Here is a 23,674-nt window from a genome sequence, read left to right on the forward strand (position 1 = left end):
GCGCGCAGGCAGACCGCACCCAGCGCCTCGCCGGGCTGGACCGCCTCCTGCAGCAACTTAACCCCGAAGCGCCGCTGGCGCGCGGCTATGCCTTGGTGAGCGCGCCGGGCCACCGGGCCATATCATCGCGCGATGTGGCGGCGGGCGAACCGGTGCTGACGCTCAAGTTCGCCGACGGCACACTCGATGTGGTGACCGGAGTGGTGAAGAAACCGAAACCACGGCCGTCCGCCGCAAAAGATTCACCGCCGGGCCAACCCAAATTGCTTTGACCCGCCCCTGCCCCTACATGAGGCTCCATGCTGATGTCATCGGATACCCCTTCGCACCGCGCGGCCACGCTGATCTATGGGCCGAACGACTTTCGGGTGGTGAAGCCCGGCCATTTCGTGGTTTGCGCCATGAGCGGCGAGGCGATCCCGCTCGACGCGCTGACCTACTGGAGCGTGGAGCGGCAGGAGCCCTATGCCTCCGCCGAACTCTCCACACGCCGCGCGCTCGAAGACCTGTGAGGCTTGCCGCCGCCGCCATGCTGAGCGGCGCTGCGCTGCTCACCGCCGCCTGCATCCCCGCCGCCGAGCCGGTTGAGTCCGCGCGGGCGGCGCAGCGACCGGCACCAGCTCCAGCCCCTGCACCGATTCCTGCTCCCACGCCCACCCCAACCCCCAGCGGCCCCGCGCAGTTCACCTATGCCGGCGAGACCGAGCAGGGCGGCTGGATTCGCGGGCAGGCCCCGGCGGGCACGGTTTCGGCCATGCTCGGCGAGGTGCCGCTGACGCTCGACCCCGATGGCATGTTCTTCGCCGCCTTCGACCGTGACGCTGGCCCCGAGGCGAGGCTCACCGCTACGCTGGCCGACGGCACCACCAAAAGCGCGACGATCACCGTGCGCCCGCGCGACTGGCAGATCGAGCGCGTCAACACCCCCTTGCGTCCCGGCGGGCAAAGCTCGGAGGCCTTCATGCGCCGCCGCCAGCCCGAACTTGATGCGATCTGGAACGCGCGCACTGCCGATTCGCCGGTCGACGGCTGGCGCGAGAACTTCATCTGGCCCGCGCAGGGGCGCATTTCCGGGCGGTTCGGCTCGCAGCGGATCTATCAGGGCGAACCCGGCAGCTATCACTCCGGGCTCGACATCGCGGGCGGTGCCGGTGCGCCGGTGGTGGCGCCTGCCTCGGGCAAGGTCACGCTGGCGACCACGCAGCCGTTCAGCCTCGAAGGCAATCTGGTCATCATCGATCATGGCGACGGGCTCAACTCGGCCTTCCTGCACCTGTCGCGCATCGACGTGACCGAGGGGCAGATGATCAGGCAGGGCGATCCCATCGGCCTGATCGGCGCGAGTGGCCGTGCGACGGGTCCGCATCTGCACTGGAGCATCAAGTGGCACCTCGCGCGGCTCGATCCGCTGCTGTTCCTGCCCCCGCGCTGACCCTCCGCCCCATGCGCAGGCCCCGAATCAAGCGGCTCGCTTTGGTGGTCGCGTTGTCGCTGCTGATCGCGCCGGGAACATGGCTGCGCGACGATCCGAATGCGGCGGCGCAAGATCTGGTGCGGCTCGAACAGCTCGATGTGGCGCAGCCTGAAGGATGGCCCGATGGCCTGACGCTGGCAGGGGCGTGGAATGTCGCCAACCCCAACCCGGATTTCGGCGGCTATTCGGCCCTGCGGATCGACCCGGAGGGCGCGGGCTTCATCGCCTATTCCGATCGCGGTACCTATGCCCGCCTGCCGCGCCCGCCCTTCGCCGGCAGCGCCCCTGCGCTGACCGCCGTGTTCCCGCGCGATCCGCTGCTGCACGATCCGCAGGACGTCGAATCGGTCACGTCCGATCCGGCCAGCGGCACGATCTGGATGGGCTATGAGAACCACAACGCGATTCGCCGCTATTCTCCCAACGGCACCTCGCAGTTCGTTCAGCCCAGGGCGATGGACAAGTGGAAGAGCAATTCCGGCCCCGAATCGATGGTGCGGCTGAGCGACGGGCGCTTCATCGTGCTGGCCGAGGCGGGCGGGGATGGCCTGCTGTTCGCGGGCGATCCGTTGACGAGCGATGAGCCGCTCAAGTTCATTATCATGCCACCGGGCGAGTTTCTGCCGACCGACATGGCGCAGCTGCCCGATGGCCGGGTGCTGATTTTGTTTCGCGACCTGCAGCTGGCGTGGCCGCCCTTTGCCAGCCTGCTGATGGTGGCCGACCCTGCGGCGATTCGCAAAGGCAAGCCCTGGCCGCTCACCGAACTGGCGCGGATCGATGGCGCGGGTCTTCGCGAGAACTACGAGGGGATGGCGATCGAGCCGGACGGCGATGGCGTGGCGACCGTGTGGCTGATCGCGGACGACAACCTGTCACTGCTCCAGCGCACGCTGCTGTTGAAGCTGCGCTATGCCTATGGCGGCTGACGGGATCGCTATGAAGGGAATGCGGGCAAGCAAACGGCCCGCGAGGCGCAATCGCCTGCGGGCCGCTAGCTAACGGGCAATCGCGCAGCGGTTACGCTGCGGCGATGGCCTTCTTCAGCTCGCGCTTCACCTTCTGGGCACTGGTCGAGAGCTTCTCGTCCTTGGTCTTCAGCAGCCAGTTGTCGAGGCCGCCGTTGTGCTCAACCGAGCGCAGGCCCTGCGTCGAAACGCGGAACTTGAAGCTGCGATCCAGCTTCTCGCTGATCAGCGTGACGTTCTGCAGGTTGGGCAGGAACACACGCTTGGTCTTGTTGTTGGCGTGGCTCACATTGTGGCCGACCTGACGGCCCTTGCCGGTAAGTTCGCAGATGCGCGACATGGCGAAATCTCTCGTTCGAAACGGTTTCAGTGAATCAGCAACTAGGCTGGGAAAGGCGCGCGCATACATAGCCTTGGCGGGGTCGTCAAGAAAATGGCACCCGAAACGCGATATTGCCGCGCGCTTTTCGATGCCCTAGCGCCGTGGCCATGACCCGCTGGCCCACGCCCCTGCCGATGCTGCGAGCCCTTGAATTGGCTGGAGAAGCTGCCGCTGTGGGCGAAGTGCCAGTGGGTGCGGTGGTGGTCAAGGGCGGCGAGATCGTGGGTGAGGGGCACAACCTCACGCGCACCACCAATGACCCGACCGCCCACGCCGAGATCGTAGCGATTCGCCGCGCCGCCGAGGCGCTGGGGCAGGAGCGGCTGGAAGACTGCGCGCTATTCGTCACGCTGGAGCCATGCGCGATGTGTGCGGGCGCGATTGCCCACGCGCGACTCGCCACGCTGACCTATGGCGCGAACGATCCCAAGGGCGGCGGGGTCGAGCACGGCGCGCGGGTGTTCGCGCAGGCGCAGTGCCATCACCGGCCCGAAGTGGTCAGCGGTGTGGGCGAAGCCGAGGCGGCGGAACTGTTGCGCGGGTTTTTTGCCGGGCGGCGGTGACTTGGCCAGACTGGCGCAAGGTTTACAGGAGTGAGAGTGATGCTGGTGAACAAGGTCAGGGAGATTCGCGGATCGGCAGCAGGCCTGCTGTTGCTGCTGCTGATCCTCGCCATTCCGATCCTGTTCCTGCTCGGCCTTGCCGAGTTCAGCGTCTGGGCGCTCAACTGGATACCGGATGTGTTCTGGATCGCGATGGTCCTGTGCATCGCCATGGTTCCGCTCGCGGTGATCCCCGCCGCCAGAGCCATTGCCGGGGCTGCCTATGGTATGGCGTCCTTCGTGTTTCTCGCGGGCCTGTGGCTCTATTCTCTGGCCTTTACCTACACCGAGTGGGGCATGATCGGCATGGTGCTGGGCGTGCTGGTGGCGGGCATCGGGGTGGTGTTTACGGCGATCCTGGCGGCGCTTTTCAGCGGGTCCTGGGCTGTTCTGGGCAATGTCGCGATCCTGATCGCCCTTGGCCTTGGCACGCGTTTCCTCGCGAGATGGCTGAATGCGTCAGCGCAGGAGCGCCTCGTTCGGCAACACATGCAGGAGCACCCCTCCGAAGCCATCATCACGCAGCCCTCGCGGGACGACTAGCGGGCCTACAACCCCCGCCAGATTCGCACCCTTGCGTCGTCCTCCGGTCCAAGTCGCCGCCGGTCGCAGCGCGTGGGCATGAAGTCGCGCCCGTAGCACAGGCGCAGTTCGGTGAGCCAGCCGCGCTCGTTCAGCACCAGACCGACCATCTCGGGTTCGAACGCGGTGTTGGCATCGGCAAAGGCGCGGCGGACGTCTGCGGCGGTGAGGCCGTCGCGGCGGGAAAGCGCGTCGTAATCGGGCAGGCGCAGCGAGCGCCACAGGATGCGGGTTGCGCGCAGGTAGGCGTCGGGATCGCGGACCATGCAGCTGCCGTGCTTGGCCCATTCGTGCGCCAGCAGCGCGGCATCGGGCGTCATGCACAGCGACTGGCGCAGTTCGGTCTGGCTCGGCTGGCGGACTGGCCTCGCACCATTGCGGCCAGCTTGAGCGGCCCTCGGGCCAGAGGCCGTGGACGATGAGGCCAAAGCTTCCCGCGCGGCCTGAACACTGGCGCGCGTTTTGCGGGCGCTCGGAGCGGGTGCGGCAGAATTCCGGGCTCCAGCTCAGCGCGAGGGTGTAGCCGGTGATGGGTATGTCGCGGCGCGGGCCGTCGGGCGTGACACGCGGCAGGGTGATCGCCCCGCGCGGGATGGAGCATTGGTAGGCCTGCGCCTGAGCGATGCCGGGTGCGCATAATAGGCCGATCGTCATCGCGAGCGACGCAGTCGTGCGGCGATCCATTGTCAGCCGTCGCCTCCAACGGGCAAGGGAGGAGTTGGATTGCCGCGTCGCTGCGCTCCTCGCAATGACGAGGGAATTGAACGGGAGTCTCGGGCTGACCCAGACAGCCCGCAAGTGCGACCGCGCGTCGGCCGGCAGGCCGCCCCCGCGGAGGCGTCGGCGCAGCCGACTGGCCGCGAGCGATATCATAGAGGCGTGAAGTCCAGCCCGATGTCCGCTGCGGGTGCGCTTTGCGTGAGGCGGCCCACAGAGCAGTAGTCCACCCCCGTCGCGGCCTTGGCGGCAATGGTGTCGAGATTGATCCCGCCGCTGGCCTCGGTCCGGGCCCGCCCGGCGATCAGGCCGACCGCCGCGCGCAATGTCTCGGGATCCATATTGTCGAGCAGCAGATGGTTCGCGCCTGCCGCCAGCGCGGGTTCGATCTGGTCGATCCGGTCGACCTCGCAGATGATCGACTCGATGCCCGCCTCGCGCGCGCGAGCGACCGCCTCGCCCACGCTGCCTGCCACGAGGATGTGGTTGTCCTTGATCATCGCCGCGTCCCACAGGCCCATGCGATGGTTCTGCGCGCCGCCCTGGCGGGTGGCGTACTTCTCCAGCACGCGCAGGCCGGGGATCGTCTTGCGGGTGTCGAGCAGCACGCACTGGGTCTCGCCCATGGCGTCGACATAGAGGCGCGTCATGGTGGCGATGCCTGAGAGGTGCTGTACGGTGTTGAGCGCGCTGCGCTCGGCGGTGAGCAGTGCGCGGGCATTGCCGGCGAGGCGCATGAGGTCGGCCCCGGCGGGCACGCGCTCGCCCTCTTCGCGCAGGATCGTGATTTCCATCTCGGGGTCGAGCTGGCGGAAGAAGGCGGCGGCGATCGGCAGGCCCGCCACCACGATGGCGTCGCGCGTGTCCATCACGCCCGAAAACCGCGCGTCGGCGGGGATCACGCTGGTGGCGGTGACATCCTTGCCGCCGCCGGGCCAGCCCACGCCAAGGTCCTCATCCAGCGTGCGCAGGACGAAACGTTCCAGATCGAAGCCTTCGAGTGTGAATTCCATGGGGTTCCTGTGCGGCGAACTGTGCGCGAGGGAAAGAGGAAAAGCGACCGTTGGGCCTGCGGCCCCTCTTCGAGTCCGACAAGCTCAGGGTGAGCGGGCGTGGTTCCGTAAAAGAGGAAAGGCAGTCCTTCGACAAGCTCAGGACGAGCGGGGGTGGGGCGGCTTATCGGTCGCGCAGCGACCGCAAGGGCGACCGCCCGCCCGGACCGGCCCCGCAGCGAAGCGGAGGGAATAGCCGGGAGGACGCGGCCCCGGATGGGGCCGCGCAAAACACATCAATGCACGAACCGCGCCACCACATCGCGATAGCTCCGCGACACCTTCACCTCGGCGCCCGATTCGAGCACCAGGAAGCACTCGCCATTCGTATGCGGGCGCACCTGCCGCACGAGGTCGAGGTTGACGATGGTGCTGCGATGCACGCGCTGGAACACCTTGGGATCGAGCCGGCGCTCCAGATCCTTCATCGTTTCGCGCAGGATCAGCGAATTGTCGCCGGTGTAGATCACCATGTAGTCGCCCGCCGCCTCGATATGCTCGATGGTGTCGACATCGACGCGGAAGATCTGACCCTTGTCCTTCACATTGATCATCTTCTCGTAGCGCCCGGACAGATCGTCCTCGGCACCGGCAAGGTCTTCGAGGCTCTCGGGGCTGACCTCGGCCAGCACGTCCTTCAGCTTCTCGGCCTCTTCGGTCGAGCGCTTCTCGGCCAGCCGCTGGCGCACGCGTTCGACGGTGTCGGCCAGCTTGTCCTCGTCGACCGGCTTCATCAGGTAGTTCACCGCATTGGCCTCGAAGGCGCGGATCGCGTGTTCCTGATAGGCGGTGACGAACACGAACAGCGGCGGCTCGATCTCCATCACCCCCTTCACCACCGAGAAGCCGTCGAAACCGGGCATCTGGATATCGAGAAACACGAGATCGGGCTTCAGCGTTTTGATCGCGCGGATCGCCTCGCGCCCGTTGGCGCAGGTCTCGATGATCTCGATGTCGGCAAATTTTTCGAGCCTCAGGGCGAGGCCCTGAACGGCCAGGCTCTCGTCGTCGACGAGGATAGTGCGAATGGTCATGCAGGGTTTCCGATTGCTTGGGCCGGGGCCGGAGGGGATGGCCGCGGCTGGGGGGAAGGGATGGCGTCGCGCACCGCATCGCTGCTGGCGATCGGTTCGAACGGAATTTCGATAATGACGGTAAAGCCGCCCTCCGCCGGGGTCTCGATGTCGAAGCGGTGGTCGTCGCCATAGGCCTGGCTCAGACGTTCGGCGATGTTGGCGAGGCCCACGCCGGTGGAGGAGGGCACCTTGGTCAGCTCGTTGGCGGGAAGGTTCAGGTTCTGGATGCCGGGCCCGGTGTCCGAGACCGACACCCGCAGCCGCGCGCCGATCACCTTGGCCTTGAGGCTGATGCGCGCGCCTTCCTCCTGCCTGGAGACACCATACTTGATCGCGTTCTCGACCAGCGGCTGGAGCAGCATCGAGGGAATGGCCGCGCGCGAGGCGAGCGGATCGACCGCGAATTCGGTCTGCAACCGTTCCTCGAACCGCATGCGTTCGATTTCGAGGTAAAGCTGCAGGGTCTCGACCTCCTGCGCTACGGCGACCTTGCCGCCCGGCTCGCTCACCAGCGTGTGGCGCAGGAAGCCCGACAGGCGCGTGAGCATCGCATTGGCGCGCTCGGTCTGTTTGAGCAGCACCAGCGTGCTGATCGAATTGAGCGTGTTGAACAGGAAGTGCGGATTGAGCTGATAACGCAGCATGGCGAGCTGCGCGCTGGTGGCCTGCGCTTCCAGCCGTTCGAGCCGGTCGGTCTGTTCCTCCACCTGGAGGAAGAAGTTGATCATGTAATAGAGCGCCGACCATGCGCCGAGCAGCGTCATGTCGATATAGAGCAGGCCGAGCACGAGGCTGAGGAAGCCGGTCTCGCTGGCTTCGGGGCGCAGGCTGATGGTCGAGGCGTTGATGAAGGCGGAAACCGCCACCGCCAGCGCCAGCACCACGATGGTGCCGGTCCAGGTGATGATCGGGCGGCGGTTGATCAGATAGCCATAGACCACCGAGAGGATCAGGCTGATCGAAAAGCCCGTGACTGTGGCGATCAGCACCGAGACGAGGAATTCGGGCGGCCGTTCGTTGGTGATGGCGGTGGCCGAACGCAACGCCATCGCGCCGCCCCAGCCGATCAGCTGCAGACGCCAGAATGCCCGGTTCTTGTCATGGAAGAACGGCGTGGGTTGGAACGGCAGCATTGCCATATACTCATCTTAGCCGAATTTGGCCTCCTGCAAGAGCCCGCGTGTCAGCCTTGCGACGATATGTGCCTGGCCAGCGTCCGACTCACGATTTGCGGGCGGCTTCGATGGCTTGGGAAATCTTGTCGATGCCGACCGCGCCGTTGAGCACCTGATCGCCCACGATCCAGCTCGGCGTGCCCGAGAAGCCCAGCGACTGGGCGAGGAACATGTTGTTCTGCAACTGCCCTTCGAACGCGCCGCCGTCGATGGCGGCCTGCGCCTTGGCGATGTCGACCCCGGCTTCGCGCGCGGCGGCGGCGATGTTTTCCTCGCTCGGCCCGTCCTTGGCGAACATGGCATCGTGGAACGCGGCGTACTTGCCCTGTTGCGCGGCGGCGAGCGCCATGCGCGCGGCGGCCCCGCTGCCTTCGGACAGGATCGGGAACTCGCGGATCACCACCTTGAGATCGGGATTGGCCGCGATCAGCGCCATCACGTCGTCCATCGACTGGCGGCAATAGCCGCAGGCATAGTCGCTGAACTCGACTAGCGTCACCTTGCCATCGGGATTGCCGAGCATCGCGCCGGGGAAGGGGGCCTCCAGCTCGTCGCGCAAGGGCTCGACCTTGGCCAGCGTCTCGCGCCGGTTGAGCACCTCGATCGCCTCGGGCAGCACCTCGGGATTGGCGAGCAGATATTCGCGGGTGGGATTGGGGCCGACCCCGGCGAACTGCCACAGGGCGGCGCCGGCAAAGCCGCCGACGAGGGCGATGACAAGGGTGAGTAACCAGCGCATGGCTGCGGTCCTAACTGCGGTCGCGGGCGCGTTCAAGCTGCGCGCGGGCCTGCAGTGCGATGTCCTGCGCGCGCAGCCAGTCGGGGCTGCCGACGGGCAGGCGGGCTTCGGCGGCCTCGGCGCTGCTGAGCGCGAGCTGCGGATTGCCCGACATGATCTGCTGTTCGGCACTGGCGAGCCGGGCACGGGGGATGTCACCGCGTTTGCCGTAGACGATGCCGAGCTGATACCAGGCAAAGGGGTTTTCGCGGTCGCGCCCCACCGCCGCGCGCAGCACCTGTTCGGCCTCGTCGAGGTTGGCCGGATCGTCGGTCGCGATCAGGGCATGGCCGAGCATTCCGGCGATCAGCGGGTTGGCGCCGGTGAGCCGGGTGGCCTCGCGCAGGGGTGGCAGCGAATCGGCCACACGCCCCGATTCGAGCAGGATCTGGCCCCTCAGTTCGAGGAAATAGGGATTGTGCGGCTCGGCGGCGATCAGCGCATCGGTTTCGGCCAGGGCCTGATCGACCAGCGCCTCCTTGTGATAGGCATAGGCGCGGGCATAGTGCGCCGGTTCGCTGTCGGTGCCGACCGGATAGAAGGTGAGCGTGCGCGCGGGCTCGGCGAGGTAGCCGAACAGCTTGGCCTTGGCCTTGGCATAGCGCGCTTCGAGTGCGGCGGTTTCCGCTGCCGGCTGCGGCGCGCTGCGGCAGGTGGCCGGGCCGCGCGGGATGACCTCGTCGTGCGAACTGTCATCGACCCCTTCGGTAACGACGGTGACCAGATCGGCTGGTGGTTGATCCGAGGGCGTGTCGGACGCGAGCGTTTCTTCGAGCCGCCGGATACGATCCCCGGTGAGCGGGTGCGAGCGGGCGAATTCGGCATCGCCGCCCTGGCGCACGCCTTGGCGATATTCGAGGTTCTGCAGCTTGCGGAAGAAGGCCACCGCGCCATCGCCGCTGATCCCGGCGCACTTGATGTAACCGACGCTGGCGGCATCGGCGCTGGCTTCCTGCACCCGGCTGAAGGCGAGGAACGAGCCCATCGCTGCCTGTTGCCCGGCAGCCAGCACGCCCATCGCCGCCTCGCCGCCGCCCGCCGCGGCCGCCGCCGCCGCCAGCACTGCGGACAGCAGTGTGATCGAGGTGGCCTTCGAGGCCCCTTCGGAGAACCGGTTGATATGGCCGCCGGTGATATGGCCCAGCTCGTGGGCGAGCACGCCCTGCACCTCGTTGGCGCTGTCGGCGGCGTTGATCAGGCCGGAGTGGACGTAGATCCGCTGGCCCCCGGCGACGAAGGCGTTGATCGAACTGTCGTTGAGCAGGACCACGTCGACCTGCCCCGGATTCATCCCCGCCGCTTCGAGCAGCGGGTCAAGCATGTCCTGCAGCAGTTCCTCGGTCTCGGCATCGCGCAGCACGCTTTGCGCGGCGACCGGCTGCGACGCCAGCGCAAGCGCGGCGAAGGCGGCCATCGAATGGGCGATCAGGCGGGCGAAGGGGCGAGCAATCTGGCGCATGGATTGCACAGGGGTAGCGATCCGGCGGCTGAACGCAAACTGAAGCTTGCGCCCGGACGCCGCCCGGTCACGCCAGCAGACGGCGCGCGGCCTTCTCCACCAGCGCCACGTCGTTGGGCACTTCGCCCAGCATGCTGACACTGCCATCGCCGCTGCGGCGGACCATGACGAGCGCAAACTCCTCACCTTCGGGGGCGAGTGCGGCAAGGCTGCGGGGCGCGATTTCGCGCAGCCTGCGGGCGATGACCTTGCGCGGTGCGCTGCGCGGGGCGTGATCGGGCTTGCCCGCGTCCTCGCGGCGCAGCCTGCGCTCGATCGCCACCACGCCCTTCAGGCCGCCTTCGGCCTCGCGCAGGAAAGCCGCGAGGCTGCCACGCGGCATCCGGTTGCGCCGGGCATGGGCGAGCACGGCGGCATATTCGGTGATGCGGGTCTTGTCGTATCCGGCGCCGAACACGAGCTTGACGATCGGCGTCATCGGGGCGCGCTTCTGCACCGTCATCCCGGCATCGTCGAGCATCTCGGCAAATTCCTCCGGCGCCGCGGCGGCGGCGAGAGCGAAGTCCCAGGCGCGGCTTACGGCATCGTACAAGGCGGAACGGGTGCGATCCTCGCGCTCGCAGGCCTGGGCGGCCTGTTCGCGGGCGCGGGCGAGCCAGTCGGCGAGGCCCATGGCCTGCGCATGATCGTGCACCTCGGCGTGGGCGCCGGCAGCGCCCGGCCCATCGGCCCAGTCGCCCAGCGGCGAATGTTCGGAGCGCTGGCGCAGCGCAGGCTCGATAGCCTGCTCGATTTCGAGCAGCAGTTCGTCGGCCATGGCCTGATCGGCCAGCTCCTTCCAGTTGATGACCCCGTAGATATGGGTGATCGTCTGGTTGTCGCCGGTGTAGGGCAGCAGGATGCCGCGATAGAGAATCGAGCTGCCGCGCTGATTCACGAACTCGGCCTCGAACCCGATCGGCGCCTGATTGGCGATGATCTGCATGTAGTGGTCGGTGATCCGGCTCAGCAGCGAGCGCGAGGGCACGTCGGACAGGCGCCGGATGTCGCGGGTGCCTACCTCGCATTCCTCGGCAAGCGCTGCGCCAAGGAAGGTGACGCGCGGGTCGTCGCTGCCGTCGGAGAAGTCGAGCAGCACGGCGTTGACGCCGAAATCGGCGACATTGGTCGGGTCGAGGCTGGCGATGTTGGGGAGGTGCCCGTCGCCGAGCTGGCTGGCCCAGAAATTGTACGCGCGCACCTGCATGCGGCGTTCGTTGTTGCCGATGGCGGGCGGCGGCGTATCGTAAGGCTCGTCGAGAAAATGCTCGTCGGCGCCTTCGAAATAGCCCTCGTAGTTGTTACCCGAGCTGCGGAACGTATCCATGCCGATGGCCCTTTGCTTGGTTTTGGCAGGGGCTGTTCTGGCGCGACATGGTAAATTATCGGTAAAGTTGCGCATTTTAGGCAAATGCTGCCCGCGCGCTCGGCACCGATAGCTAAAGCATGTAGCGCATGCGGATGGTCTGCGTGATCGGAGCCGCGCCCACCGTAAAGGCCGCATCCTCGAACCTGGGCGGGCCCATCCGCACCGGCGCATCGCGCGAGAAGCCGAACCCCTCGCGCGGGATCAGGGTCAGCGCGCGGTCGGCGCGGCCGTTCTCGTTCTCGTCGTGGAGCAGGGCGATGGCATAGGTGCCCGGAACGACTCCGGTGAAATGCAGCACCGCGTTGTCCGCCGCGGCGGCATTGGCCTTGTAGGAGCCGCCCGCGTCGCGGCAGCGCGGGAAGCGGCTTTCGTCGCTGGTCATGCAGGCGATGATGCGGCCCTTGGTGTTGCGCAGGCCGGTGACGGTGACATCGACCGACACCCCGCCCTCGGCCGGGATGGCCGGGGCAGCGAGCAGGGCCGCCAGAGCGAGAGCGGTCAGGGCGAGGAGAGGCCTTTGTCGGTTTTGCACAAGCGATCCCAGAAGCGAAAGTAGAGGCCGTAGTTACACAGGTAAGCCTCGTGGTGAACGTGATGGTGGCTGGCCGTTATCAGCCAGTCGCCTAAGCGTGAATGAACGAGCCAGCGCGGAAACATCTCCCAGCCCATGTGGTTGGTCACGCCCATGATCGTCATGATCGCCAGCACCAGCCCGAGCACGCCGACGTGGATCGGCAGCACGAACACCAGCACCGGGATGACAAAGGCGCCGGTCAGCGCCTCGATCGGGTGGAAGCTCATCGCCGCCCAGGCGGTGGGCGGGCGGCTGGCATGGTGGACGGCATGGGCGATGCGGAACCAGCGCGGCACGTGCAGCAGCCGGTGCGTCCAGTAAAACCAGGTGTCGTGCGCGAAGAGATAGAGGAACAGCGAGAGCGGCAGATACCACAGCGGATAGGCGCCGACCTCGGTGTAGATGCGGGTCCAGCCGTGCTCCTGCCAGCCCCAGGCGACCACGCCGGCGGGAATGCCGTAGATCGCGGCCGAGGCGAGCGACCAGCCGATTTCCTTGCGAATCTGCGCTCCGCGCCCGGCATAGTGGCCGGGCCGCACCCGCGCCGTTGCCAGCGCGAAGATCCCGCTGGTGGCGAGATAGCGCAAGGCCACGATCGCCGTCATCGCAAGCGTGGACAGGATAATGGCGGAGGTAACGTCGAAGGTCACGCTCAGGCTCTAGCACCCCGCAGCGGCGGGCGACAGATGGCCCGCGCTCTATTCGTCCCACCCGGCGCAATGCGGATCGAGCGCGACCAGCTGCCGCCGCAGGGCGGTGCGCGCCAGCCGCTCCACCTCGACCTTGCGCCGTGCGGCGGCGAGCGGGTGGCTGGGAGCGGGGCGCACGATCTCCGCATCGTAGCCATCGGCCACGATGATGCCGCACATGTCGGGCCGGAAATCCTCGCCATTGAGGCAGGCGCGATCCAGCTCGGGCGGCAGGCCCCAGTAGAACCGGTCGCAGAAATCGAGATAGTCGGGCCACTTGGCATCGCCGAGCAGGTCTGCCCGCGCCACTTTGACTTCGACAATAACGATCCGCCCCTTGGCATCGAGCCCCATCAGATCGGCCCGCCGTCCGTTGCGCAGCGGCATTTCCGGCAGCACCCAGATTCCGTTGCGCGCAAACAGGCGGCCGATTCCGCGACAGACCTCACGCGCGCGGGCAGGTGCGATCTCGCCATCGGCGGCAGGTGGCGGAGCGGACTTGGAGAGCGATTCGATCATTCGCAAATGCTGGAACGAAATGCGAACATCGTCAAGTGACGATGTGCCCGCAGGCAAGTTCAGGCGGCGCGCAGCGGTCCAAACGAGCCGGCAGCGGGGGCCATGGCAAGCAAGGCCGCGCGGGCGGCGCAAAACTCGGCCCACAGCGCTTCGGCAGCGGGGCGGCAGTCACCACCGCAAGCGTTGATCGCCATCAGCGCGGCAATGCCCGGTTCCATCATCGCGGCCAGCTCGTCGAGCGCGTGCTCGGCGGCCTCGCGCCGCCATGGCTTGGCATCGCGCAACAGCACGGGGAAATCCCGGATCTCGCGGCCCGGTCGCCCGGTGCTCACGCCTGCCAGCATGGCCACAACCTGTCCGGCCTCGGTGAGGGCCGCCCAGCGCAGGGCGCTGGCGCTCGATCCGCTGGGATGGCCTCCGGTGGCCGGGGCGAGGGCAGGAGTGGGCGATGCGGCTGTCATAAGGCCAGCCTATGCCCGTGATGGTTGAAAAGCCGTTAGCGATCAAACCCGTGCGAATCGGTGGGCTTGCCGTTGGCCCCGCGGAGTCAGTCCTCCGGCGGCGGGCCGAACGGGTCGTCTTCCACATCGTCGAACCCGAGATCGATGTTGGCGCCGCCTTCCTCGTCGGTCAGCCGGTTGTTTTCCTCGCACACATATTCGCGCATGTCCCAGTCGGGCTTGCGGCGAAAGGCCTGCAAGTTCACCAGCGGCTGTGCCAGCACGCCGGGATCGGTGATCGTGGTCTGGACCATCAGCACATCGGGTTCGGCCAGCCAGAAGTGCTCGTGAATGCGCATCTTGGGCGAAGGTTCGATCCCGCTCTGGTAGGTGACCAGATGGTTGAAGCCGACCGTGTCGACCACCAGCATATCGCCCTCCCAGCGGCCCACCGAGGTGCCGTTGAACAGAGGCTCGGGATCTTCGGGCAGCGCACGCCCGTCGAGATAGAGGCGGCGCGCCTGCGAGTAGGTTTCGGTGAGGAGCGTCACCCGGCCGGGCGAGAACAGGAACTCGACCGGGTAGGGCTGGCGCATGATGCCCGGCATGCCGGGCGGAATGCAGTTGGCCTGTAGGTACTGGTTGACCCCTTCGCGCCGCTGCTTTTCGAGGAAGGCGTCGTATTTCGCCTTGGCCTCGCGCGTGAGCACGGGGCTGGAGGTGCGCCGCGCACCTCTGGAGGCGAACAGATAGCGCCAGTCGGGGCTCCACACGCCGGTGAAGTCGGGCCAGTCGGTGACATCGGCATAGCCGGTGGCGCGCGCAGGCGTGAAGCTGTCGTCAGGCTGGGCCGCAGCCGGTGCCCCGGTCAGAGCCAGCGCCAGCCCGGCGACGATCGTGGTCGCTTTCACCATGGGTATATTCTCTCCCCCCGCAATGCGATGCCCGCTTGGGCTATCGTCTTCGCGGCTGAGAGTGGGGCGACTTGATTGTACAAGTCAAGATAGAGCTTGATTCTGTCAACTTGGTGGGAGAAAATCGCCCGCATGGCACGGGGCCCGCAAGCCGTCCCGGCGAGGAGAGGCAGCGATGGGCATGGCGAGGACAATCGGATTGGCGCTGACGGCGGCGGGCGCGGCGCATCACTCGACCGCGATGTTCGCCTGGGGCGACGAAGTGCGGCTCAACGATCTGACGGTGGAGCGCTGGGTGTGGACCAACCCGCACACCTTCATCTACGCGCGTGACGGGGAGGGCAAGCGCTGGGCATTCGAGGGGATGAGCCCGAATCACCTGAGTCGCGAGGGCTGGACCCGGCGCACGCTGGCGCCCGGAGAGAAGGTGTCGCTGACGTACTACCCGCTGCGCGACGGGCGCAACGGTGGTTTCAACGTGCGGGTATACAAGGCCGACGGCAGCGAGATAAAGCAATTGCCCAGCGCGATGTGAGCGTACGAAGTGAGGGTGAAGGGGGTGCATTGACGATTGCGCTTGGCGTTCGCGCATCGCATTGCTAGGCGCGGGGGTGCTGGCCGATTATGCACCCGTAGCTCAGCTGGATAGAGCGCTGCCCTCCGAAGGCTTATGTCCGACGCGAGAGCAGCGATTTTATACCGGATTTGCGCGGGTTTAGGAAGGCTGAAGAAAGAAGGGACGAAAAAACTCACCAAAATCTCACCGTGATCGGACAGCCGAATTTGATCATGGATTGACGTTTTTCGGCACAAATCTTACGGCTTCTACGCCTTACGCACCCATAGCTCAGCTGGATAGAGCGCTGCCCTCCGAAGGCGGAAGTCAAGCTGATATTCGGGCGTTTGAGGAAGAAAATAAGGTCGTAGAAACAGGGTTTTAGGCCGATTTTGACGGAAGCGGTTTTTCGAGGCAAAAGCGTCGCGGAAGCACCACGGAAGCAGTCGGCAGATTGACGATTTTCGAGCCCCCAACTAAGGGGGACCGGATGCACTCGTAGCTCAGCTGGATAGAGCGCCGCCCTCCGAAGGCGGAGGCCACAGGTTCGAATCCTGTCGAGTGCGCCAAATTTCCCCTTAGAAATCAAACGCTTGAATCAGGCGTCTTGTGCGGCCTCCAGCGCAATTTCCACCACGGAAGCAGTCGCGGAAGCAGCAATTTCCACCAAACCCCCTCAATTTCAATAGTTTACGAATCTTCAGTCCTCGGCGGCGCGGTTGCTCGCGAATCGACGGCGCTATCAGTGGAGAGTTCCTGGATTTCAGCCGGAGATTTGAGACACCTGTCTCGGCGTCGCGATCGCGCAACAGTTAAGACCGACGATTTCGTCGGTTTGCGAGCGCTCGCCGAGGCCTGCAGAAATCGCTTTCGCCTTCGGGGCGAGCCTTTACGACAGTGCCGAGGTCGTGCCGTTCGGCAATCGCTTGATGGCAACGCCAGTATTATTGTCATGGAACTGAGGACAGGCGGCGGTAAAGCCGTAGAGCAGTGCAGAGGTGGGCAAATGATAAAATCCTTCGACCGGAAACTGGGTCCCCTGGTGGTTGCTTTGGCGTTGACGGCCTGTGGCGGCCAATCGGGCCGGAGTGCGACGAGTGAGGAAATTGCAGGTGGCGGCGGTAGTGAAGCGGGAACTTCGCCGGAAAGGATCGCCCTGGCGGCGCCCGCTTCATCAGCCGGGGCGGAGCCCACTTCAGCCGCCGCTGATCGTGTCGCGGCGGCAAGCGTGGAAGCCAATTCCGTTGCCGGCTCGTCAACTTCGGGCGCTTCTTTGGATGGCGTTAGCTCAGAGATGCGAAGCATCTTCCAGGCCGCAGGTTTCACCTATGTACAGAAGCGCCGACAATGGGAAAGCGGCACATGCGGAGACCCGCCGGCGGGGGCGTCCTATGAGGCCGGTGCAATAGGGACAATCGAAGACATCAATGGTGATGGCCGGCCCGAGGTCATCGTGACTGAAGGCGGCGCGATCTGCTTCGGCATGTCGGGTTTGAGCTTCCAGTTGTTGACCCGGCAGCCGAACGGCCAATGGAAGGTTATGACGGCCGGCATCGGAATTCCCGAGTTGCTTGCGACAAGAGGTTCGGACAATTTTCCCGACATTCAGGTCGGCGGACCGGGGTTCTGTTTTCCAGTGGTTCGCTGGAGCGGGGGTGAATACAAGCTCCACCGGCATGAATATGAAGGAAAGCCCTGCTCACCGCCCCGATGAGGGGACGAGTGCCGCGCTTGTGCAACTCTGCCGCAACCCGCTGCGCTTCAACGAATGTGGTATGCGTATTTCGAAGAACGCTTCAGGTGAATCTTCACCACGCGATCGTGGTCAGCATGTCTGAGGATTACGCGAAAGATAAACTGGCACCTTGGAGGTAGCTCGCGGAAGGAAGGAACAATGGTCGTTGATAGCACCGGCCCGCAGATCATCGTCGTCGATGACTTTCTGACAGATCCCGACGGCGTGCGGGCGACGGCGCTCAGGCAGCCCTATGTCAAAATGCACAGCGCCGGCCTGCGTACCGAGGCGCGTTTCCTGCATCTGGCGCCCTATCGCCAAAGGTTCGAGGATTTGCTCGGTCATCAGTTGGCGCATTGGGACGACAATACCGCCAACGGGCGATTCCAGGTTTGCTTCGCCAACGATGCCATCCCGTATCATTCCGACAGTCAGTCTTATGCAGGCGTCCTGTTTCTTACCCCCGACGCCCCGCTGGGAGCGGGCCTGTCTTTCTTCCGCGGGCGCCGGAGCGGTCTGCGCCGACGGTCCAGCGACGCCGCACTGATGGCCTTGACCTTCGGGAGCGATGCGGAATTCGACCGCGGGCACTGGGAGGAGATCGACCGGATCAGCAATATCTATAACCGCCTGGTCCTGTTCGACGCGCATCTCGCCCATGGCGCGAGCGCCTATTTCGGCGACCGGTTGGAGAACGGCAGGCTGTTTCAGAATTTCTTCTTCGATATTGCTACCCGGGATCACGGCGCCCAGCAAAGCTCCTCCGGTCGGTCAAGTTCCCAAGCCAGAATCCAGAACGCGACCGCGTAGAGCGCCAGCACTTCCCTGTCCGACACGGGCTTCCAGGCACCAAGCGCGCGGGTCCTGCGAATCAACCATGTTGCGGAAATGCCCAGATGCCCCAGCGTGGCGGCGGCGCGATCGAAACAATCGGCAATATGAGTGGCATGGCGTTCATAAGCGCGCATCCAAACGCCGTCATAGGCCGTCTTGCCCTTCCGCCGGACAACGGCGTCGGGAAGATAGCTGCCCAGCGCATCCACCAGGATCGATTTGTCGGGCCGCTTGCCCCTTGCCGCCGAGTGCTCCGACCAGAGCTGACCTGCCTGAAATATGCGCAGATCGGAAAACGGCGTCCTGATGGTGACGCCATATCGTTCCTTGACCCATAGGTCCTGCCGCGCGTCATAGACGAACGTGCCGGCTGACCGGGCCATCCAGGGCGATGCGTTAGTGGCCTTTGTGGCTGCGGAAACAATGGCCCAGCTTCGCGCTGAAAACGGTCCTCGCCCCGGTGGATTGCGGACAAGTCCTTCCCTTGAGGTCAGATCCGTCGCGAAGCATTGGTCCCCGCCATGCCCCATATAGATGCGCTGTGCATGGTGCCGACTGGCGAAGCGCGCAACCTGCTCGGCATGGCGGATGCCGGTTACATAGACCGACGGCTCGTCCCAGCGCACAGGCTCGTCGCTGGGCGCGTAGGGGAAAAGCGTTGTGCCGTCGAGGATAGTGCGGGGAATTCCAAGTTCTCCAGCGACACCCGCTTGCACTTCGACCTCGTCGCGGAACTCATAATAGGGATAGACCGATGAGATGCCGTGCATGTCCTGCCGCGCCATCAGTGTGGTCGCGGCAAGCGTGCTATCGAATCCGCCTGAAACCTCCAGGACCGATCTGGTGATCCCGGCCTGCGAATTCCCGTACGCCATGAATGCCGCACGGACCTCTGCGGCAATCTCTTCCCGGCTCACTGTGCGGACCGGTCGTCCATCGATGAGTTCGCAGCGTTCGAGCCGGTTCGCGACGAAATGGTTGATCGAGGCGCGACGCACCCGGTGCCATCCGGCGACTGGCGTTTCGGTGAAAGCGTTCGGCTCATAAGAAGAGTGCTGGCACGCTGCGGCGACGGCCATGATGATTCCACGCCGGGAAAGGCGTGAAGTGTTCGCGACGGGCAGGGCGGTTGTGAAGCGCAGCCCCTTCTCGGTTGGGCAGTAATAGAGTGCAATCGGGCACGCTCCGCCGCGCATAACCGACAAACTGCCATCATGCCGCACAATGAAGGCGATGTCGGTCAGTTCAAGATAAGGCGCGATCGCTTCCGTGCCGGCCATCGCCAAGCGCCTGATGAAGAGTTCGGTCCGCTGATCGATTTCATCGTCATAGAGGCACAGATAGGTGATGCCGCAGCCCGGTAGCGTGACGTGCCGGGTGGCGACCGAAGTGCGGACCTCGAGTTCGGCGTCTCCAATTTCGACATTCGTTGTGGTTGGGCGAAAAAAGGCCGGCATCAGGGCAGCGTGATGGTCCAGGCCGGTTGATAAAGATAATGCTCTGCCACCGGCTCGAACGGCAGGACACCGGCGACCGTGCACCAGGCGTGCAACTTTCGCGTCGGCGCCAGCACACCGATCGCCAGAACACAGGAGTTGCCCGCGGCAAGCGCCAGCCAAGCGGTAAGCAAGGCGCGAGGATAGCAATCGGAGAATCCGACGGCATCTTCCGTGGCGGCAACCGCACGCGCGATCGCTTCTACCGTGTTCTGCCCGCCGTGCGGATGGCTTGCTGAACGGCTCGCTGCCAGCCCGATCAGCTTCGCACTCAGCCTGAACGGCAGGCCATGACGCGAATGATGAAGGAGGTGATAGGCCAACCGCATCCGCCATCCGGACCCAGGGCGAAGATCGTCGCCCTGGCTCGCAAGCGACCAGCCAACGCGGTCGGATGGATCGGCGAGTGCTGCGTCGTCTGGACCGGACAAGCCGATCACCTGGCGAAACACCCTGTCTCCAAGGCGTTCCACAGAGAGCAGGTACAGTTTTCCGAACCGCGGCCCGTAAATCAGGCAGCGGCGGTCATCTATCCTGACAGGCGACCAGCTTTCAGCGGCCGCTTTCCGTTCAGTTATAGGTGCCGGGGTGGCATTGTTCGTTGAAGTGGCCGCTGCCCCCGCGAACGGCGCCGGCAGCCGCGTGATGACAGAACAGAGCCTGAAACAGCGCGCGAAGAAACGTCATGTATTGATCCCCCCTGGGCGATGGATGTCGTGGTTAATCATCCAAAACGATGTATGAGAGTCAAGAACAAACGAACGGCGCCTCGCTTGCGACAGAAAGATGACAACCTCGATGCATTGCAAAAGAAAAAGGTCGCGGAACCAGCGGAGCGGCTGCAAACTTTGCAAGCCTTGGAAACGCAATGGTGTCCGAACCGAGAGCCGCAACGGGGAGCGCTTCAGCGACCATCGGCGGCGCACGGCCCATAAGGTTAAGCTGATCGAGGTGCCTGAATGAACGGGTCACGGTTGTCCGGCCCTGGCCTTGGCGAACTGACGCGTATAGGAACGGGTGTGGGCAGATCTCCATCCATCCTGCGGCATCGACGGCGCGCGACCGCTGTCGATGCGTCGGGCGGAGGTCACGGGATCGCCGCCGCAGGTCTCTTCGCCATCTGACACAACATAGATGATCTGCTCCCTCGGCGTTGAGGAGGCCGTCAGCAGAGCCTCGGCACGATCGAGTCCGGCGGCAAGCGGTGTCCAGTCAACTGCACGGACCCCTTGCAATGCCGCGCGAAGTTGCCCCCTGTCAGACGACATCGGTGCGAGGACGTCGATTGCGGAACATGACTTCGCCTTGCCTTCCTCCTTGTTGTTCCCCTGCTGCCCGAAGGCGGAGGCCACAGGTTCGAATCCTGTCGAGTGCACCATTCTCGAACAAAAGAGAGAACTGCGGGCGTGGTTTTGGCCACGCCCGCTGCCGCACTCCGGGCCAGCACGGCTTTCGAGCCGCTGATGCGGATTTCCCGGTCGTTCACGCACACCTCGCTGAGCAGCAGCCGGGCATAAGCCTGGCGCAGATCAGGCTGGCCGTGATGCAGCTTGTCGCGCAGGAGCAGCGCCAGCTTCTCGATCTTGGCGGGCGTGATCACCGGCTCGGCCATGGCGAGGCGACGGGTGAGGTCGGATATTTGCTCGGCAAGTTCATCGCGCCGGAACCGCAGATTGACCAGCCGCTCACGCATCGAAGCGTCCTCGGCATCCATCAGCCCTTTCTCGACCAGTTCCAGCAGCCGGGCGATGCCTGCTTCGGCTTCCTTGTGATCCAGGCGCATCTGCCGCAGCCGATCGCGGTTGCGATCCTCGCGTTCGATCGCCGTGTGCAGATAGTTTTCCAGCAGCTCTTTCAGATGATCCGGATGCAGTATCCGCTTCGTCACCTCGCCGATCACGATCCCGTCGAGCTTGTCCATCGGCATGCGCAGCCCCTTGCAGCCGAAGGGGCCTTCCTTGAGACGGCGCGAGCAGCAGTAATAGCGATACTGTCCGCCCTTGCCGGTGTTCTGGATCAACGCAGCGCCGCAATTGCCGCATCGGGCCACCCCGGCGAGCAGCGTCGGCGTGTTGACCAGGCGCGGCGCCACCCGCTTGGGCGCGCGGCTCTGCAGGAGCGCCTGCGCCGCGTTGAAGGTCTTCTCCTCGATTATCGCCGGAACGGCGAGCGGTATCCATTCGGAAGGAGGACGGGGACGGTCGTTCCTGCTGTCGGTGCGATTGAAGTAGTGCTGTCCATGATAGGTGCTCGCCGTCAGGATCGCGTGGACACCTCCGGTCGAGAACCTGCGCCCTCGCCGAAGGATACCGCGCTCGTTGAGCCATGTTGCGATGGCCTTTACCCCCATGGGCCGGCCTTCCACACCTGCGGCCATGTCGAAGATCATGCGAACGACGCGCGCCTCGGCGTCGTTTACGACCAGCACCTTCTTATCCTTGCTGCCTCGCCGCTCAGCGATCTCGACGCCATAGCCGTAAGGCGGTCGTGAACCGTTCCAGAAGCCCTGTCGGGCATTCTCCAGCATGGCGCGATGGACGTGCTTGGCGGTTTCCCGGCTCTGATGCTCGTCGAAGATGTGCAACAGCTTGCGGAACATCTCGCCGGTCGGGTCCTGGCCGACGTCCTGAGTGATCGAGACAAGTTCCACCCCGGCCTTCCGCAATTCGCGGATGTAGAGTTCCGAGTGAAGCGAGTCCCGGCTAAAGCGGCTGAGTGAATGCACGACCACGAGATCGAAGGGTTTGTCTGTGCGCTTCGCCGTGTGGATCATCTCCTGAAAAACCGGCCGATCCTCGTCGAGCGCGGACGCCCCCGGCTCGGAGAAGATTTGGACCACTTCGACACCCTGCCGCTGACACCATGTGCGGCACTGGGCAATCTGGTCGGGAATCGACAGGTCGCGCTCGGCCTGGCGGGCCGTCGATACTCTGACGTAAATGGCCGCGCGGGTCATGATCCTTCTCCCCGCAGCTTGCGAATTACGTCGGCGTGGCGGGAGAAGGCGGTGAAACTGGTCGCCTGATTGTAGAATTTCTGGCTCGAAGCCAGCGTCATATGGCCGAGCACATGCTTCGTAATGCCGATAAGCTCCGGGCGCTCAAGGGCAGCTTCGGTGGCCGCGCAATCGCGGAACAGGTGCGGCGAGAGGTCTCTTCCGAAGTGCTCCCGCATGATGCGAGTAACGCGCGTGCTGATCTGATCAGCCGTCACCTGCCTGCCTCGGCGCCCCACCCAGAGCCAGCCCTCGTCAGGAATATCGTTCTTGAGCAGGACAGGTCGAACCCGATCGAGATAGGTGAATGTCGCCTCTTCGAGCCGCTTGGGAACATAACCGTCGAAGGGAACCCCCTTCTTGGTCTCTTTGCGCGGGATCGTGATCCTGATGCCGAAGTCATCGACGAACAGGTTATGGCCGATCCGCAGGTCCGTGAGATTGCGGCGACGCATCGGGCGGTGGATGAGCAAGCCGATGAGCAAACCGTCGCGATAGATCGGAGCGCCGCTGCGGCGGCCGACCCGCAGTTTTTCGAGGCCGATGTCCATCAGCCTGTCGGAGAGCAGAATGATGCTGCCTATCCGAACCATGCGCGGCAGTTTGGGACGTGACGGCTTCGCGGTGTTCGTCATCCGGTGTGCGAGCGTGGTAAGCCAGTCCACGCCATCGGGCGGTGCGCAGGCCCGCAACACGTAGGCGATGCCCCGAACGGCGCCCGCAATCGTCTGTTCCCCGTCAGCGCCAATGGCACAGATTTGAGGTTGTGAATTAAGGAGTGTTGGGGCTTCGTCGTAGTGACGAAGGAACGAAGATGAAGCCCCAACACTCCTTGAAAAAATCGCCTGCCAAGGCCCCTGCTGAGCGGGTGGTGAAGGACATCCGGCGGCAGACCCGGCGGCATTTTTCGGCCGAAGACAAGATCCGCATTGTGCTCGATGGGCTGCGTGGCGAAGACAGCATTGCCGAACTATGCCGCAAGGAAGGCATTGCCCAGAGCCTGTATTACACCTGGTCGAAGGAGTTCATGGAAGCGGGCAAGCGGCGCCTGGCGGGTGACACGGCTCGTGCCGCGACCAGCGGCGAGGTGCAGGACCTGCGCCGCGAAGCCCGTGCCCTGAAGGAATGCGTGGCCGACCTGACGCTCGAAAACCGTCTGCTCAAAAAAAGCATGATCGCGGATGGGGGCGACGACGAATGAGATATCCCGCATCCGAGAAGCTCGAGATCATCCGGATCGTCGAGCAGT

Annotated in this window: 25 protein-coding genes, 1 tRNA gene and 2 pseudogenes; 11 read left to right on the forward strand and 17 right to left on the reverse strand. The window is 64.9% G+C overall.

Going from position 1 to position 23,674, the window contains the following annotated elements:
• The 4 genes and pseudogenes from D2V17_RS10545 to D2V17_RS10560 form a co-directional block, all read left to right on the forward strand.
• Positions 1 to 272, forward strand: a pseudogene (locus D2V17_RS10545) (exodeoxyribonuclease VII large subunit); the annotation flags it as partial.
• 27 nt (positions 273 to 299) lie between these two features.
• Entirely contained in the window at positions 300 to 512 is a 213-nt protein-coding gene (locus D2V17_RS10550) for a DUF2093 domain-containing protein (RefSeq protein WP_119592941.1), read from the forward strand.
• 17 nt (positions 513 to 529) lie between these two features.
• Positions 530 to 1,432, forward strand: coding sequence for a M23 family metallopeptidase (locus tag D2V17_RS10555; protein ID WP_119592956.1), 903 nt, complete (start codon positions 530 to 532; stop codon positions 1,430 to 1,432).
• An 11-nt stretch (positions 1,433 to 1,443) separates the two neighbouring features.
• A complete protein-coding gene (locus tag D2V17_RS10560) occupies positions 1,444 to 2,403 on the forward strand; it encodes an esterase-like activity of phytase family protein (RefSeq protein ID WP_119592942.1) in 960 nt (319 codons plus the stop codon).
• 91 nt (positions 2,404 to 2,494) lie between these two features.
• On the opposite strand, the gene rpmB is transcribed toward D2V17_RS10560, so the two are convergent.
• Entirely contained in the window at positions 2,495 to 2,782 is a 288-nt protein-coding gene (gene rpmB, locus D2V17_RS10565) for a 50S ribosomal protein L28 (protein ID WP_119592943.1), read from the reverse strand.
• A 149-nt stretch (positions 2,783 to 2,931) separates the two neighbouring features.
• Here rpmB and D2V17_RS10570 point away from each other — a divergent pair, with 149 nt between their 5' ends.
• Positions 2,932 to 3,387, forward strand: coding sequence for a nucleoside deaminase (locus tag D2V17_RS10570; RefSeq protein ID WP_119592957.1), 456 nt, complete (start codon positions 2,932 to 2,934; stop codon positions 3,385 to 3,387).
• Between the two features lie 39 nt (positions 3,388 to 3,426).
• Complete coding sequence (locus D2V17_RS10575) at positions 3,427 to 3,969, forward strand: hypothetical protein (RefSeq protein ID WP_119592944.1); 543 nt, start codon at positions 3,427 to 3,429, stop codon at positions 3,967 to 3,969.
• Between the two features lie 5 nt (positions 3,970 to 3,974).
• Here the strand turns inward: D2V17_RS10575 and D2V17_RS10580 are convergent, their stop codons facing one another.
• The 12 genes from D2V17_RS10580 to D2V17_RS10635 form a co-directional block, all read right to left on the reverse strand.
• Complete coding sequence (locus D2V17_RS10580) at positions 3,975 to 4,436, reverse strand: ribonuclease T2 family protein (protein WP_245978669.1); 462 nt, start codon at positions 4,434 to 4,436, stop codon at positions 3,975 to 3,977.
• 441 nt (positions 4,437 to 4,877) lie between these two features.
• Positions 4,878 to 5,738 carry a carboxylating nicotinate-nucleotide diphosphorylase gene (nadC, locus tag D2V17_RS10585; RefSeq protein WP_119592945.1) on the reverse strand — a complete coding sequence of 287 codons (861 nt, stop codon included), beginning with the start codon at positions 5,736 to 5,738 and terminating at the stop codon, positions 4,878 to 4,880.
• 275 nt (positions 5,739 to 6,013) lie between these two features.
• Positions 6,014 to 6,811 (reverse strand): LytR/AlgR family response regulator transcription factor, encoded by a 798-nt coding sequence (locus D2V17_RS10590; protein WP_119592946.1) that lies wholly within the window; start codon positions 6,809 to 6,811, stop codon positions 6,014 to 6,016.
• Entirely contained in the window at positions 6,808 to 7,992 is a 1,185-nt protein-coding gene (locus tag D2V17_RS10595) for a sensor histidine kinase (RefSeq protein WP_119592947.1), read from the reverse strand. Before D2V17_RS10595 ends, D2V17_RS10590 begins: the two co-directional genes overlap by 4 nt.
• An 82-nt stretch (positions 7,993 to 8,074) precedes the next feature.
• The gene (locus tag D2V17_RS10600; RefSeq protein WP_119592948.1) at positions 8,075 to 8,767 is read right to left on the reverse strand and encodes a DsbA family protein; all 693 of its coding nucleotides are present in this window, start codon (positions 8,765 to 8,767) and stop codon (positions 8,075 to 8,077) included.
• Positions 8,768 to 8,777: 10 nt separating this feature from the next.
• Positions 8,778 to 10,265, reverse strand: a complete 1,488-nt coding sequence (locus D2V17_RS10605) for a M48 family metalloprotease (RefSeq protein WP_119592949.1) — start codon at positions 10,263 to 10,265, stop codon at positions 8,778 to 8,780.
• 67 nt (positions 10,266 to 10,332) lie between these two features.
• Positions 10,333 to 11,631, reverse strand: a complete 1,299-nt coding sequence (locus tag D2V17_RS10610; RefSeq protein ID WP_119592950.1) for a PAS domain-containing protein — start codon at positions 11,629 to 11,631, stop codon at positions 10,333 to 10,335.
• Positions 11,632 to 11,743: 112 nt separating this feature from the next.
• Entirely contained in the window at positions 11,744 to 12,205 is a 462-nt protein-coding gene (locus D2V17_RS10615; protein ID WP_119592951.1) for a DUF2141 domain-containing protein, read from the reverse strand.
• Positions 12,172 to 12,852 carry a sterol desaturase family protein gene (locus D2V17_RS10620; protein ID WP_119592958.1) on the reverse strand — a complete coding sequence of 227 codons (681 nt, stop codon included), beginning with the start codon at positions 12,850 to 12,852 and terminating at the stop codon, positions 12,172 to 12,174. Before D2V17_RS10620 ends, D2V17_RS10615 begins: the two co-directional genes overlap by 34 nt.
• A gap of 93 nt (positions 12,853 to 12,945) precedes the next feature.
• A complete protein-coding gene (locus D2V17_RS10625) occupies positions 12,946 to 13,455 on the reverse strand; it encodes an MmcB family DNA repair protein (RefSeq protein WP_119592952.1) in 510 nt (169 codons plus the stop codon).
• Between the two features lie 59 nt (positions 13,456 to 13,514).
• Positions 13,515 to 13,916, reverse strand: a complete 402-nt coding sequence (locus D2V17_RS10630) for a hypothetical protein (RefSeq protein ID WP_119592953.1) — start codon at positions 13,914 to 13,916, stop codon at positions 13,515 to 13,517.
• Positions 13,917 to 14,002: 86 nt separating this feature from the next.
• The gene (locus D2V17_RS10635; protein ID WP_119592954.1) at positions 14,003 to 14,809 is read right to left on the reverse strand and encodes a hypothetical protein; all 807 of its coding nucleotides are present in this window, start codon (positions 14,807 to 14,809) and stop codon (positions 14,003 to 14,005) included.
• 181 nt (positions 14,810 to 14,990) lie between these two features.
• Here D2V17_RS10635 and D2V17_RS10640 point away from each other — a divergent pair, with 181 nt between their 5' ends.
• The 4 genes from D2V17_RS10640 (at position 14,991) to D2V17_RS10660 (ending at position 17,910) form a co-directional block, all read left to right on the forward strand.
• Positions 14,991 to 15,344, forward strand: a complete 354-nt coding sequence (locus tag D2V17_RS10640) for a DUF6152 family protein (protein ID WP_220474108.1) — start codon at positions 14,991 to 14,993, stop codon at positions 15,342 to 15,344.
• A 513-nt stretch (positions 15,345 to 15,857) separates the two neighbouring features.
• Positions 15,858 to 15,934 (forward strand) — tRNA-Arg (locus D2V17_RS10645).
• A gap of 437 nt (positions 15,935 to 16,371) precedes the next feature.
• Positions 16,372 to 17,079, forward strand: coding sequence for a hypothetical protein (locus D2V17_RS21750; RefSeq protein WP_225082413.1), 708 nt, complete (start codon positions 16,372 to 16,374; stop codon positions 17,077 to 17,079).
• A gap of 180 nt (positions 17,080 to 17,259) precedes the next feature.
• On the forward strand, positions 17,260 to 17,910 hold the full coding sequence (locus D2V17_RS10660; protein ID WP_052208628.1) for a DUF6445 family protein: 651 nt from the start codon (positions 17,260 to 17,262) through the stop codon (positions 17,908 to 17,910).
• Here D2V17_RS10660 and D2V17_RS10665 read toward each other — a convergent pair.
• From D2V17_RS10665 to D2V17_RS10680, 4 genes are all read right to left on the reverse strand, one after another.
• Entirely contained in the window at positions 17,841 to 19,391 is a 1,551-nt protein-coding gene (locus D2V17_RS10665; RefSeq protein ID WP_039578025.1) for an adenine nucleotide alpha hydrolase family protein, read from the reverse strand. The two genes, D2V17_RS10660 and D2V17_RS10665, sit on opposite strands and share 70 nt — an antisense overlap.
• Positions 19,391 to 19,903: a lasso peptide biosynthesis B2 protein gene (locus D2V17_RS10670; protein ID WP_047822382.1), complete on the reverse strand. Its 513-nt coding sequence runs from the start codon at positions 19,901 to 19,903 to the stop codon at positions 19,391 to 19,393. Before D2V17_RS10670 ends, D2V17_RS10665 begins: the two co-directional genes overlap by 1 nt.
• Before the next feature lie 692 nt (positions 19,904 to 20,595).
• The gene (locus D2V17_RS10675; RefSeq protein WP_052208626.1) at positions 20,596 to 22,386 is read right to left on the reverse strand and encodes a recombinase family protein; all 1,791 of its coding nucleotides are present in this window, start codon (positions 22,384 to 22,386) and stop codon (positions 20,596 to 20,598) included.
• A complete protein-coding gene (locus D2V17_RS10680; RefSeq protein WP_147367355.1) occupies positions 22,383 to 23,090 on the reverse strand; it encodes a tyrosine-type recombinase/integrase in 708 nt (235 codons plus the stop codon). The genes D2V17_RS10675 and D2V17_RS10680 overlap by 4 nt, the downstream gene beginning before the upstream one ends.
• 149 nt (positions 23,091 to 23,239) lie before the next feature.
• Here D2V17_RS10680 and D2V17_RS10685 point away from each other — a divergent pair.
• Positions 23,240 to 23,674 (forward strand): annotated as a pseudogene (locus D2V17_RS10685) (transposase); the annotation flags it as partial.

Origin of the sequence: Aurantiacibacter xanthus (assembly GCF_003584015.1) — a bacterium.
Taxonomy (GTDB): domain Bacteria; phylum Pseudomonadota; class Alphaproteobacteria; order Sphingomonadales; family Sphingomonadaceae; genus Alteraurantiacibacter; species Alteraurantiacibacter xanthus.

Coding starts and splice junctions, on each gene's coding strand:
- D2V17_RS10550 (WP_119592941.1), top strand. CDS start 300: ATGCTGATGTCATCGGATACCCCTTCGCACCGCGCGGCCACGCTGATC.
- D2V17_RS10555 (WP_119592956.1), top strand. CDS start 530: ATGCTGAGCGGCGCTGCGCTGCTCACCGCCGCCTGCATCCCCGCCGCC.
- D2V17_RS10560 (WP_119592942.1), top strand. CDS start 1,444: ATGCGCAGGCCCCGAATCAAGCGGCTCGCTTTGGTGGTCGCGTTGTCG.
- rpmB (WP_119592943.1), bottom strand. CDS start 2,782: ATGTCGCGCATCTGCGAACTTACCGGCAAGGGCCGTCAGGTCGGCCAC.
- D2V17_RS10570 (WP_119592957.1), top strand. CDS start 2,932: ATGACCCGCTGGCCCACGCCCCTGCCGATGCTGCGAGCCCTTGAATTG.
- D2V17_RS10575 (WP_119592944.1), top strand. CDS start 3,427: ATGCTGGTGAACAAGGTCAGGGAGATTCGCGGATCGGCAGCAGGCCTG.
- nadC (WP_119592945.1), bottom strand. CDS start 5,738: ATGGAATTCACACTCGAAGGCTTCGATCTGGAACGTTTCGTCCTGCGC.
- D2V17_RS10590 (WP_119592946.1), bottom strand. CDS start 6,811: ATGACCATTCGCACTATCCTCGTCGACGACGAGAGCCTGGCCGTTCAG.
- D2V17_RS10595 (WP_119592947.1), bottom strand. CDS start 7,992: ATGGCAATGCTGCCGTTCCAACCCACGCCGTTCTTCCATGACAAGAAC.
- D2V17_RS10600 (WP_119592948.1), bottom strand. CDS start 8,767: ATGCGCTGGTTACTCACCCTTGTCATCGCCCTCGTCGGCGGCTTTGCC.
- D2V17_RS10605 (WP_119592949.1), bottom strand. CDS start 10,265: ATGCGCCAGATTGCTCGCCCCTTCGCCCGCCTGATCGCCCATTCGATG.
- D2V17_RS10610 (WP_119592950.1), bottom strand. CDS start 11,631: ATGGATACGTTCCGCAGCTCGGGTAACAACTACGAGGGCTATTTCGAA.
- D2V17_RS10620 (WP_119592958.1), bottom strand. CDS start 12,852: ATGACGGCGATCGTGGCCTTGCGCTATCTCGCCACCAGCGGGATCTTC.
- D2V17_RS10625 (WP_119592952.1), bottom strand. CDS start 13,455: ATGATCGAATCGCTCTCCAAGTCCGCTCCGCCACCTGCCGCCGATGGC.
- D2V17_RS10630 (WP_119592953.1), bottom strand. CDS start 13,916: ATGACAGCCGCATCGCCCACTCCTGCCCTCGCCCCGGCCACCGGAGGC.
- D2V17_RS10635 (WP_119592954.1), bottom strand. CDS start 14,809: ATGGTGAAAGCGACCACGATCGTCGCCGGGCTGGCGCTGGCTCTGACC.
- D2V17_RS10640 (WP_220474108.1), top strand. CDS start 14,991: ATGGCGAGGACAATCGGATTGGCGCTGACGGCGGCGGGCGCGGCGCAT.
- D2V17_RS21750 (WP_225082413.1), top strand. CDS start 16,372: ATGATAAAATCCTTCGACCGGAAACTGGGTCCCCTGGTGGTTGCTTTG.
- D2V17_RS10660 (WP_052208628.1), top strand. CDS start 17,260: ATGGTCGTTGATAGCACCGGCCCGCAGATCATCGTCGTCGATGACTTT.
- D2V17_RS10665 (WP_039578025.1), bottom strand. CDS start 19,391: ATGCCGGCCTTTTTTCGCCCAACCACAACGAATGTCGAAATTGGAGAC.
- D2V17_RS10675 (WP_052208626.1), bottom strand. CDS start 22,386: ATGACCCGCGCGGCCATTTACGTCAGAGTATCGACGGCCCGCCAGGCC.